The sequence below is a fragment of the Heyndrickxia sp. FW510-T9 genome, assembly GCF_058781025.1.
The window spans coordinates 47,690-60,627 of record NZ_JBYSWK010000016.1 but is presented as its reverse complement, the minus strand read 5'-3'; the positions used below and the strand labels follow the sequence as shown (position 1 = coordinate 60,627).

The 12,938-nt window shown below is 36.7% G+C and carries 9 protein-coding genes; 7 read left to right on the top strand and 2 right to left on the bottom strand.

What is annotated here, in order from left to right:
* Positions 1-258 precede the first annotated feature (258 nt).
* On the bottom strand, positions 259-2,322 hold the full coding sequence (locus tag AC3WJF_RS10650; protein ID WP_492451924.1) for a transglycosylase domain-containing protein: 2,064 nt from the start codon (positions 2,320-2,322) through the stop codon (positions 259-261).
* Between the two features lie 476 nt (positions 2,323-2,798).
* Between AC3WJF_RS10650 and speE the strand changes: the two genes are divergently transcribed.
* From speE to AC3WJF_RS10615, 7 genes are all read left to right on the top strand, one after another.
* A complete protein-coding gene (gene speE, locus AC3WJF_RS10645; protein WP_492451922.1) occupies positions 2,799-3,629 on the top strand; it encodes a spermidine synthase in 831 nt (276 codons plus the stop codon).
* A 12-nt stretch (positions 3,630-3,641) separates the two neighbouring features.
* Positions 3,642-4,514, top strand: a complete 873-nt coding sequence (gene speB, locus AC3WJF_RS10640) for an agmatinase (RefSeq protein WP_492451921.1) — start codon at positions 3,642-3,644, stop codon at positions 4,512-4,514.
* Between the two features lie 313 nt (positions 4,515-4,827).
* Positions 4,828-5,574, top strand: coding sequence for a sulfite exporter TauE/SafE family protein (locus tag AC3WJF_RS10635; RefSeq protein WP_492451919.1), 747 nt, complete (start codon positions 4,828-4,830; stop codon positions 5,572-5,574).
* A 913-nt stretch (positions 5,575-6,487) separates the two neighbouring features.
* The gene (locus tag AC3WJF_RS10630; RefSeq protein WP_492451917.1) at positions 6,488-6,946 is read left to right on the top strand and encodes a YwiB family protein; all 459 of its coding nucleotides are present in this window, start codon (positions 6,488-6,490) and stop codon (positions 6,944-6,946) included.
* Positions 6,943-8,613: an arginine--tRNA ligase gene (gene argS / locus AC3WJF_RS10625; protein WP_492451915.1), complete on the top strand. Its 1,671-nt coding sequence runs from the start codon at positions 6,943-6,945 to the stop codon at positions 8,611-8,613. The genes AC3WJF_RS10630 and argS overlap by 4 nt, the downstream gene beginning before the upstream one ends.
* Before the next feature lie 165 nt (positions 8,614-8,778).
* Positions 8,779-10,581 carry a WD40/YVTN/BNR-like repeat-containing protein gene (locus AC3WJF_RS10620; RefSeq protein WP_492451913.1) on the top strand — a complete coding sequence of 601 codons (1,803 nt, stop codon included), beginning with the start codon at positions 8,779-8,781 and terminating at the stop codon, positions 10,579-10,581.
* A 25-nt stretch (positions 10,582-10,606) separates the two neighbouring features.
* On the top strand, positions 10,607-11,383 hold the full coding sequence (locus AC3WJF_RS10615; RefSeq protein ID WP_492451911.1) for a hypothetical protein: 777 nt from the start codon (positions 10,607-10,609) through the stop codon (positions 11,381-11,383).
* A gap of 97 nt (positions 11,384-11,480) precedes the next feature.
* Here the strand turns inward: AC3WJF_RS10615 and cls are convergent, their stop codons facing one another.
* On the bottom strand, positions 11,481-12,686 hold the full coding sequence (cls, locus tag AC3WJF_RS10610; RefSeq protein WP_492451909.1) for a cardiolipin synthase: 1,206 nt from the start codon (positions 12,684-12,686) through the stop codon (positions 11,481-11,483).
* Positions 12,687-12,938 lie beyond the last annotated feature (252 nt).

The window sequence follows — 12,938 nt, the reverse complement described above, 5'->3', positions numbered from 1 at the left end:
TTTTGGTGTAAGTAGTGACTCTGTCTAGCTCCGGCGCCTATCGGCTAGCGGATTTCTCCGTCTCCTCCCTACGATAAGCGGGCATCAGGTGAAATTGGAAATGCTAATTTCACTCGGTGAAAATGGTAGTTCAATTTTCAATAGCTCGTGAACTACCTCAGCACGGTTTCCTTTATCTCAGTCGAAGACTACGAAGGTGAAATTACACTTCAAATTTCACTCATCCGTACGCCGATGATCAAGGCGCCTCCGCTTTTCTTATAACCATTTAAATAGCTTATGCAACCATCCATCCTTTTTCTGTTTATCTTTATGCTTTTGAAGTGGTTTTTCTCCTTTGCCATGTATATCACAGTAATCTGTCGGTTCTGTACCCTTAACAAAATACATATCTCGTGAGACAGGACAATCCTTTGTTGCGATTTTCCCACTCCCGGGATCAATCGGTACAGACACAACGCCTTTTGGTGCTTTGAAGGTTTTGATAGGTTCGTCTTTAAGCGATCTTTCCATAAAACGGGCCCAAATTGTTTTGGCGTATTGTTTATCTGCCGCTAATGTTATTTCATTTCCTTTGTCATATCCAGTCCAAACTCCAGCTGTGAGTTGTGGAGAATATCCAATCATCCAGCTATCTGTATTCGTTGACCCTGATTTTCCTGCATATTGGCGAGTTAATTGATTAATAATGGTAGACCCAGTAACGGAGGCATAACCGTTTAATTTTTTATCAAACATCCCCGTCATCATTTGTGTCATGACATATGCAAGATCCGGTCGTAAGACTTGAGAATTATGAGGCTTATATTCGTATAATATTTTTCCCTGATAGTCTTCCACCCTTGTTATAAAAACGGGCTCCACCTTTTTTCCTCCGTTAGCAAGCATACTGAAGGCACGGGTAATATCAATCACACGAACACCGGAGGTCCCAAGAGCGAGGGAAGGAACCTTCGCCATCTTGGTTGTGATGCCAAATTCCTTCGCAGTATTGACCAATGTATTTTCCCCTAAAAATAAATGTGTTTTTACTGCATAAATGTTATCAGATAGAGCTAACGCCTGAGCCATTGTTATTTCTCCATCTGCATATTGGTCATTAAAATTGTGAGGAGTATATTCTGCTCTTCCGTTATCAAACTTAAAGGTTGTTGGTTCACTACGCATCATTGTTGTTGGAGTAAAGCCTTTTTCCAATGCAGCATAGTATAGGAGCGGTTTGATAGTGGACCCGGGTTGCCGACTAGCTTGCACGGCTCGGTTATACAGACTCTCATTATAGTTTCTTCCACCAACTAGTGCAGTTACAAATCCCGTATTTGGATTCATTGCTGTGAAGCCTACTTGTATATCTGAATTCTCCGAAATGCTTTCCTTAATGACCTCATCGGCAATTTGTTGTTGTTTAGTATCCAACGTTGTATATACTCGAAGGCCACCTAAGTTGATGGTTCGGTCACTTAAGCCTAACGTTGATTTGAGTTGATGCTTAACGATGTCTTGAAAATAAGGAGCTAAATCGGAACGATGATAAGCATGCTTGCCAACGATTGTGAAATTTTCTTGTGCAGCTGATTTTGCTTCCTGGTCCGTAATATACCCATTTTCCTCCATCGATTTTAATACAAGAAGCTGTCTATTTTTCGCTTTATCATAAGAAATAACAGGTGAATAGATGCTTGGGCCTTTAGGAATACCGACGAGCATAGCCGCCTCGCCCAGACTTAATTGATTCGCATCTTTCCCGAAGTAAAATTGGCTTGCTGCTTGAATTCCATATGCACCATGCCCATAATTTATCGTATTTATATATCCTTCTAATATCTGTTTCTTTGTATAGTTCATCTCTAAACGAATGGTATAAAAGGCCTCTGAAATTTTCCTAGTCCATGTTTTATCCATTGTGAGAAACAAATTTTTTGCATACTGTTGTGTAATAGTACTGGCGCCTTGGACTTTATGCATGGCGATTGTGTCCGCCAAGACCGCACTACCAATGCGCTTTAAATCAAAGCCATGGTGATGGTAAAAATTCTTGTCTTCAATGGAAATGGTCGCATCTACAACATCTGGAGAAACATCACTCAAAGGTACCCAATAACGTTTCTGTCCACTATTGCTTTCCCCGATTATGGACCCATCACTCGAATAGTAAAGGGTTGATTGTGGTACAGCTAATGGTGGAGGTCCGAGAATTTTGGCATACAAATAGACCGCCAATATAAATATGGACAAACCGACGGCAATAATCAGTAGGGCAAAAAGTAGAAAGCGAAAATATTTCTTGCTTTTTTGCATTCTAGGGTTTGTAATTGTTTCCATGACCATCACCTCACATGACCTTTGGGGTATTATGAAAATTAAATCCTGTTGATAAGTTTAAAAATGGTTTACGTCTAGCTCCAGGTGAAATTTGCACTACAATTTCAATAGCGCCTATCGGCTAGCGGATTTCTCCGTCTCCTCCCTACGATAAGTCAACATCAGGTGAAAATGGTAGTTCAATTTTCAATAGTTCGTACCTCACTGTGTTTCCTTTATCTCAGTCGAAGACTACGAAATCCGTACGCCGATGAGCAAGGCGCTTGCACATTTGTCCTTCAAAAAATCTATTAATCAGTATGAAGTAACGAAACATGTTTTAAACATGAAAAATAGGATAAAATTTTTCTTGCATTTTTAGAAGAATTCTCTATACTTTTTCTCATGTTTGTATTTATATTGTTTAAGGGAATAGTATAAGAAAAATGGAAGCGTCTTGTACTAAAGAGAATCCAAATACAGAAAGGAAGAATATAATGGCTGGACTTTGGTTTACAGAGAAGCAAACAGAAAATTACGGAATTACAATGGAAATAAATAAAACTTTACATACGGAACAAACGGAATTTCAAAAGTTAGATATGGTAGAAACCGCAGAATGGGGAAATATGCTCCTTTTAGATGACATGGTAATGACAACCGAAAAAGATGAGTTTGTTTATCACGAAATGGTTGCACATGTGCCATTATTCACACATCCAAATCCTGAGACAGTACTAGTTGTTGGTGGGGGAGACGGAGGAGTTATCCGTGAAATCTTAAAACACCCAAGCGTGAAAAAAGCAACCTTAGTTGATATTGACGGAAAAGTGATTGAGTACTCTAAAAAGTTTTTACCAAGCATTGCTGGTGAATTGGACAATCCTCGTGTAGATGTTCGCGTGGATGACGGATTTATGCATATTGCTAAAAGTGAAAATGAATATGATGTTATTATGGTAGATTCTACAGAACCAGTTGGTCCAGCTGTAAATTTATTTACGAAAGGGTTTTATGCTGGAATTGCAAAGGCATTAAAAGAAGATGGAATCTTTGTTGCTCAAACAGATAATCCATGGTTTAAAGCTGATTTAATTCGTGAAGTTCAAAAAGATGTGAAGGAAATCTTCCCAATCACTCGTTTATATACAGCAAATGTACCAACTTATCCAAGCGGTATGTGGACATTTACTCTAGGTTCCAAAAAATACGATCCATTAGAAGTAAGTGAAGACAGATTCCATGAAATCGAAACAAAATACTATACGAAAGAGCTTCATAAAGCTGCTTTTGTTTTACCGAAGTTTGTTCAAGATTTAACTCGTTAAGGAGGGGTAAGGATGCGCTTTGATGAAGCTTATTCTGGAAATGTGTTTATACGCAGCCATCAAAACTATAAAGAAAGCCAAGCGGTAATCTATGGAATGCCAATGGATTGGACAGTAAGCTATCGCCCGGGCTCTCGTTTTGGTCCTGCCCGTATTCGCGAAGTGTCCATTGGTTTAGAAGAGTACAGTCCATATTTGGATCGGGAATTAGAAGAAGTTAAATACTTTGATGCAGGTGATATTCCTTTACCATTCGGAAATCCGCAAAGAAGTATTGAAATGATTGAGGATTATATTGATTCTCTTTTAAAGGATAATAAGTTCCCAATCGGAATGGGTGGGGAGCATTTAGTCTCTTGGCCGGTTATTAAAGCAATGTATAAAAAATATCCGGATTTAGCCATTATTCATATGGATGCCCATACTGATTTGCGTACGGATTATGAAGGAGAGCCACTTTCTCATTCCACGCCAATTCGCAAAGCTGCCGAATTAATTGGTGGAGAAAATGTGTTTTCATTTGGTATTCGTTCTGGAATGAAGGAAGAATTCCAATGGGCGAAGGATAATGGGATGTACATTGCAAAATTTGAAGTATTAGAACCATTGAAAGAAATTTTACCGAAGCTGGCTGGTCGCCCTGTATATGTCACGATTGATATTGATGTCCTTGACCCTGCACATGCCCCTGGAACAGGTACAGTAGACTGCGGTGGTATAACTTCTAAAGAGTTACTTGCATCCATCCATGAGATTGCGCGTTCCAATGTGAATGTTGTTGGGTGTGACCTTGTGGAGGTTGCCCCAATCTATGATCCATCTGAACAAACAGCAAATACTGCCAGCAAGTTAATTCGTGAAATGATTCTTGGCTGGGTGAAATAAGAAAAGTGGAAGCGCCTTGCTCATCGGCGTACGGATTTCGTAGTCTTCGACTGAGATAAAGGAAACACGGCGAGGGACGAGTCGATGTTGACTTATCGTAGGGAGAAGACGTAGAAATTCGCTAGCCGATAGGCGCTATTGAAATTGAAGTGCAAATTTCACCTGTAGCTAGACAAAATTCTTATCTGTTAAATGAACAAGTCGGTATTTTTATCGGCTTGTTTTTTTACAACTTAAAACATGCATTACTCCAAAAAGAGCAGAAATTCGTTTATACTAAAAAAATGAAAAACTATTTTTGGAAGTGACACCATTGATAATTATTTTAACTATGCTTGTTTTAGGAGCAATTTTAGGTTTTGTGGGAGCAGGTGGATCCGGATTTATAATTGCAATTTTAACTTTAGTTTTTAAAATACCAATTCATACTGCGTTAGGAACGTCATTATCAGCCATGGCTTTTACAAGTCTATCTGGTGCATTTAGTCATTATCGTGAAGGAAATATGGCGGTGAAGGTTGGTATCATTGTGGGATTGTTTGGAGCGGTAGGTTCTTATGTAGGCTCCAAAATTGCAGCCCTCATCCCAACGGATTACATGCACTTTTTTACAGCTGGTATGCTGTTTCTGTCATCGCTGTTACTCGTTGTAAGATTATTTTTACTTAAGGAAAAAACGGTACGAGATGAGAGAATGAGGATAAATGTAGTGTTCGTGCTAAAGGCTGCAATATTAGGAATAATCGTTGGAGTTCTTTCGGGAACCTTTGGAATTGGCTCAACACCATTTATTCAATTAGGATTGCTAACGTTTTTAGGACTTACACTGCGCCAATCAGTAGGTACAACTATGCTTGTTATTGTCCCAATTGCGATTGGCGGTGGAATTGGCTTTACAACGGAAGGATATTTAGATCCAATACTATTACTACAGGTTTTAATCGGGACGATGCTAGGAGCATATATCGGAGCGAAATTTACAAATCTTGTTCCAAAGGTTGTGTTAAAAACAGCTATGATTCTAACGCCGGCGGTTTCCGCTTTAATCCTTACTTTATAAAGATGCTTATGAAAATAATAAGTAGTTCGGTTCAGAGGTAGAAAAATAAAAAGAAAAGGAGTTTTAGCAAGCGAATTAGCATATAAATCCGCTTCCTATTATGACAAGGATTATTAAGTTTAAATATTGAAAATAGCAACAGATTTAGCACAGGTTTTAACAGGTTATGTGTTAAGAGCATTGTCAAAAACGTTGTTAATTGTGTAATCATTTATTAGACTTATCGAGTTTATGTTGGGGGACAGGTCAAGTACTCGATCTAATAAATAGAGGGAGAAATTCCGCTTAATTCGTACTTATTAATAAAAAAGGCATAAATAGAGGGAGAGATTCCGCTTATTGTCTCGAAAGATGCAAAATTAGGAGATTTTGCTGTGAATAAACGGAAAATCTCCCCTTATTTACCCAAAAACGAGCTCTATTCTGCATTTAACGGAAAAATCTCCGCTTATTTTCCTTTTGCTGGTTACTTGTTTAAGGACATCACATCTTATTGTTTTTTGCAGTGAAGTTCTTTGGCAAAAATTGATGTGTTTTTGCGTTTGGTGAAGAACTGGTCATTTGATTATAAAAAACGCAGAGGATGCTCAAACCTTTGCGTTTTTCTGTGTAATTCTATTATCTAAAAAGTATGCGATTTAGCTTGATATTGACCTTGTGAATTCAGTTTTTCTACTTCACAACCGAACTACTTATGAAAATAAGTGTCTTTTTTTTAGCTGAAGTGAATTTTCTAATTCGATTCAGTAATGAAGGATAGAAAGCACGTATATTAATCATGACCTGTCCTTCATACGTTAGATGAAGGACATTTTATATATTTTTTCTTTTGAATGTCCATCAAATTTTTAAATTGATTTTCTATCTAATTATTTTTATACTTAAAAGGTTATACTGATGAAATGTAAAGGATGTGAATGGTTTGACAGTAGAAACAAGAATGAGCATCCCTGTCAAAATTCACTTAAAGACAACCATTGATCATGGTGATGAAGTTGAATCGTACGAGCTTACGTTATTCGGAGAATATTATCAAAAAGAGCAAGCTGTTTTTTTAAAATATGAAGAGCTTTTGCAAGAAGGTTCCATTCAAACGGTAGTGAAAGTAAAAGAACAAGAAGCATTAATTTTGCGGAGTGGTTCTATTAAAATGCGTTTGGCATTTGATCTAGAGAGCGAAAAGGCCGGTTCCTATGAAGGGGAATATGGTACATTATTATTAACAACAAAAACAAAGAGTTTAGAGAATAAAAAGAATGATTCCGACCAATTATCAGGTAAGTTCATTTTAAAATATGATTTGAAAATGCAAGGGTCTATTGTCGGTACATATGAAATGGTTTTAGAGTATAAGGAGGTTGTAAACGGATGAACATATCGGAACAAATCCAAACTAATTTAAAAAATGAAATTAAAGAAGCAATCATTAAGGCTGGATTAGCAACAGCGGACCAAATTCCGGAAATTATTTTGGAGACACCTAAGGACAAAGCTCATGGTGATTATGCAACAAATGCTGCGATGCAACTAGCTCGTGTTGCGAAAAAGGCGCCGAAAATGATTGCTGAGGAAATCATAAATAATTTTGACCGTTCCAAAGCATCGATTGAAAAAATAGAGCTTGCCGGACCAGGCTTTATTAATTTTTATATGAATAATAGTTATTTAACGGATTTGATTCCTACTATTTTATCGGAAGACAGCGAATATGGCCGTTCGAATGCAGGGAAGGGACTGAAAATACAAGTCGAGTTTGTTTCTGCTAATCCAACGGGTGATTTACATCTTGGGCATGCCCGCGGTGCAGCTGTTGGGGATTCCCTTTGTAATGTTTTAGATAGAGCTGGCTATGAAGTAAGTCGTGAGTACTATATTAATGATGCCGGGAATCAAATTCATAATCTAGCTTTATCTGTGGAAGCACGTTATTTCCAAGCGCTTGGACAAGATAAAGAAATGCCGGAAGACGGTTACCATGGTAAAGATATTGTTGAGATCGGTAAGAAGCTGGCTGAACAATATGGGGATAAGTATGCTCAGACTGATGAGAAGGAGCGTTATGAATTTTTCCGACAGTACGGTCTTGACTACGAAATGGCAAAATTAAAAACAGATCTTGAGAACTTCCGTGTTCCATTTGATGTTTGGTATTCTGAAACCTCTCTTTATAAAAATGGAAAGATTGATGAAACATTAAAAGAGCTTCGTGAAAGAGGCCAAATTTATGAAGAAGACGGTGCAACATGGTTCAGATCAACAACTTTTGGAGACGATAAAAATCGTGTTCTAATCAAGAACGATGGATCTTACACGTATTTAACTCCAGATATCGCATATCACAAAGACAAATTTGACCGTGGATTTGAAAAGCTGATCAATATTTGGGGAGCCGACCATCACGGTTATATTCCACGTATGAAAGCGGCGATGGAAGCACTTGGATTTGGTCCGAATAACTTGGAGGTAGAAGTTATTCAGCTCGTTCATTTATATAAAAACGGCGAGAAAATGAAGATGAGTAAACGTACAGGCAAAGCCGTTACAATGCGTGACCTAATCGAAGAAGTAGGCTTGGATGCAGTACGTTATTTCTTCGCAATGAGAAGTGCAGATACGCATATGGATTTTGACCTTGATTTAGCTGTTTCCCAATCGAACGAAAATCCTGTGTATTATGCCCAATATGCTCATGCACGTATTTGCAGTATTCTGCGACAAGGGGAAGATCAAGGCTTCACCCTAAATGAAAAAGCTAATGTGAAGCTAATTCAAGCTGAGAAAGAAATTGATTTGCTGAAGAAAATGGGCGACTTCCCATCTGCCATTGCGGAAGCAGCTGAAAAACGCATCCCACACCGCATTACAAATTATATTTACGACTTAGCACAAGCGTTTCATAGCTTTTACAATGCGGAAAAGGTATTGGATAAAGAAAACGAAGAACTCACAAATGCTCGACTTGCTTTAATTAAGACCGTTCAAATAACGATGAAAAATGCATTAGCTCTTATAGGGGTTTCAGCTCCGGAGAAGATGTAATTTATAGGACAGGTATCTATATGGTACCTGTTTTTTGTTGTCGAAATTTGGAGATGGAAATATATTTTTAATATATTTAATATTCCTGTAACATTTGATAAAATACTATTGTAAATTTGGTTGGAAAGGGGTTTGGATAATGGAAATACTTATAGGTGAAAAAGAATGAAAGTGAAAATATGGATGATTATAGCAATACTCTGTATGAGCTGGATTATCTGCGGGTGTAAGCAAAGCACAAATGAAATTGCCACCTCAAAAAGTAAGGAACATAAAAATGTTCATAGGGTAGACAAGCAAAATACTTCTTCAGAAACCACTAGTTCAAAAATAACCTCTAATGTTTCTACTCCAACTCCAAAGAATCAATTTTTTCAATTGTTTATGGTCAATAATACAGACGGTTTTGCATCAACTGGAGAAAAAATATTTACCAAGAATCAGGATAAGTGGGTGGAAGTTACCCCTCACAAAGCTTCCAAGGAACAAAATGAATTTATATCTCTATATGCATTTAATAAGAAATTAGTTTGGACAGCAGATAGAGCAAATTTATATAAATCAACGGATGGCGGAAAGACATGGAATTCATCCCTAGTCCCAAGATTAAGAAAGGATGGTAAGGCGGATATCTATAGTATTTCCTTCATAAGTCCAACAGCAGGATGGATGTTGGTACATCGTGGATATGGCTTAGGACACAGCCCTTTTGATATTTATCAAACAAGGAATCAAGGAACCTCATGGAATTTAGTCTATCATGTGGGTGATGATACGACGAAAGGTATTCCGGATACGAAAGATCCAAGATTTATCACATTTATTGACGAAAGACATGGATTTTTAACGGGTGCTGGAAATGACCCGCATGAAGTCATTTTTTATAAAACAAATGATGGTGGCAGGACATGGGATCAATTAAACATCCCACTGCCGAAACTAGTGGAGGATAATTTTATAGGTTATAGTGCACCGCAATTTTTTGACCAATCTAACGGAATTCTTACCGTAACAATAAGGGGAGTGAAGAAGAACACTACGCTCATTTATTCCACTTCAGACCGAGGGAACCATTGGAAGCAGTTATCCACGCTAAACGGAATGGGTGAAGTAACTTTTTTAAGTAACAAAATTGGCTGGGCAAATGTAAAGCATTCAATAAATAATGACACCTCCACTCTTTACCAAACAAAAGATGGCGGGAATTCGTGGAAGAAAAAAGCTTCATTAACATATACCTTACACAAGCTGAAATTCACATCCTCACAAATTGGCTGGGGAATAAATGAGAAATCGGCTCAAATCATGGAGTCAAATGATGGGGGAAGAACGTGGAATCTATTTAGTGAAACATCGAAAACGCGAAAAAAAGAATCAACACTACTTCAGCTTGCTGACGCAAAAGGTGATAAATTTCCCATTCCTATTAGCTCGGTTCCTATATATGAAAAATATTTAAATGATCAATCCAATAAAAAGCTAGAAATCGATCGAAGCTCAGCTAGTTACCTAAATCTCAAGAGTTTAAATGGAAGTTTTTACAACATATTAAAGTATAACTGTGGAAATAAGTTATGCTCGACTCTCCTAATCAAGATATCAAAAGATAAAAAAATTATTTCTAGTGCCGAACTAGGTTATGGAATCTTAATAGATATGAAGCAATCTCCAAATCTAGAAAATGTGGTTTTTCGTTATGGTGTTAACGAGGGAAATCTTGTAATAAGAAATAACATCATTCCTATTAATTTGAAGAACATGGAGTTATTAAAGCCGAAAAGTAAAATCTTATCTGGAGAGTTCATAGAAAAAGCTACTTGGCCAATTACAGAGTATAGGTGGGTAAATGATAATACCGTTTCAATACAATCCGCAGATATTCAAAAAGCAGATTATGATTCACTGTTAAACTGGTATAAAAGCTCAAAAAACATAAAGAACAATACCGTTATATTTAAAAATTATTAGTTTGTTGATAAAGGAGTATTACTCAATGAAGAACAGGTTAATTTTTTTAATCGTTACCGCATGTTGCTTTACTTTAACTGCTTGTAATTCTGCTATACAGCCTACTATAAAAAAGGTAAATCCAGTTCTACATAAAACATTAGCAGCTCAAAAAGAACCAGAGAAAACAGAATCATTACAGATTGGCCAAAAAGAATATCATTTTCAATATAATGCCGAACCTACAAAATATAACATATTAGCAACTATGACTGCCCAAGGTATTGTATGGGCACCTGACATTGAGATGCTAGACACATCATCTGTCTTAGATAAAGTTCCAAAAGAACCTTATAAGCTTTATTTAAATAAAAATGAAGATTCTACTATTAGCGTTCAGAATTCGGAATATTTAACTTCACTACCTCTGAAAGATAATAAGAAAAATTACATCTTTTTAAATCAAATATATGGGATAAATAACTATGTAATCTATGATACTGACATGAAAAAGAAAGGAATGAACAAACCGGCAGTAAGCAAACTTTATATTCTAGATTTGGTTTCTAAAAAAGTTAAATTAATTACAAACTATCATGATTCGGGTGGCAATTTTTTTGATTTCGGAATAAATAAAGAAACCAACGATATCGTCTATATTCAAACTAGTCCAGATAAGGACGATTACAAAAAAGAGGCTCATATTTACCACATAAAGACCGGGAAAAACGAGAAATTGGAAAATTTTAAGCTGGAAGATAGCGGTATTAGCTATTCTTCTGAAGGGAAAAAGCATTCTATAAATAATTTAGATTTACATTAAGGAAAATTCCGCCCAAACTCGGACTAATCTAGCCGTTATGGACAATTCCCACCAAACCAAAAATGTCCCAACTGCAGTGCCTGCATTTGGGACATTATTATAACAAGTCTACAATTACTTTTGTTCCAATCTCCTTCAGTTTCGTAACAAACGAAGTATTAGCGACTTCGTCAATCGTAAGTCGATGAGAATCCGACATATCCTTTTCCACAACGGTGACCATTCTACGAATAAAATCCTTATCATAAATGTAACAATTAATTTCTAGGTTCAAGTAGATACTTCTCCGGTCAAAATTAGCTGTTCCAATTTGGCAAATTTCCTCATCAACGATGATTATCTTCGCATGATAAAATCCATTTAAATATTGGTATACCTCCCCTCCAGCACCTATTAATGAACGAAAATAGGAAAAAGACGCTTCCTTAACTAAGAAGTGATCTGCTTTTTTAGGGACAATAATTTTTATTTTTACTCCTCTCTTTAATGCATCGATTAATTTCTCTAAAATGATTGCAGAAGGAATAAAATAAGGTGTGCCAATACAAATTGATTCTGTAGCTGAATCAATTAATTCGCATATGGCGTGTTCTAAGCGCAAGCCCTCTGTAGGGAAGAATTGATGAAGCATTTCGCCTGTTTGGAGTGTTGAAAAATACTTGTCATCCTTTGGAATGGAAGTGGTTGAAGAATGATTCCAATTAAAAAAATACTCCATCTGCAAATCTTTAACACTTTCGCCAAAGATACGTAGATGGTAGTCTCTCCATGGGGAAAGGACAGAATCCTCGTCAATGTATTCCTTCCCAACATTGTACCCTCCAACATATCCAATTTTACCGTCAATCACTGAAATTTTTCGATGGTTCCGCTGCTGAAGGGAAAAGAATGGAAAAGGAAACTTCAACCGGTTACTGTAAGCAACATGGCCCCCAGCATTTCTTAATTCCATTACCAGTGATTTTGGAGTATTGTGGCTTCCTAGCCAATCTAATAAAAGACGAACCTCAATTCCTTCTTGAGCCTTATTAATAAGTAATTGTAAAAACTCTTTGCTGAATAAATCATCTTTTACAATATAAAAGAGTATATGAATGCTTGATTTTGCATCTTTTATATCGGACAGAAGTAATGAAAAAAGATCCTTTCCATGTGTAATAAGATGAATATCTCCCTTACGTTTAGAATAGTCTCTAGAAGGGCTATGCTGGTGAAATTTTTTCTTGCCAAAAATAAAGTCACTGATGCAATAGGCAACGACTACTAGAATGAAAAGGATCAAAATCGAAACCCATATCATCATACCCCTCCTCTTTGTAAAGTCTTACTATTATAGCCAAAAGATGTAGGATTCATGAGGCGATTGTATAGTGAACCTAAATGATACTTTTTTGAAAAAGGAGAGATAAAATACTATTTTACCTATTAATTACTTTAACAATTTTTCAAAAAATCAGTTGACTGAATGCTCATTCATAATATAATGGAGATAAGCAACATTCAGAAAATTTATATGTTTTTTTAGGATATTCACCTCAGAGGGGAGTGTTTTCAC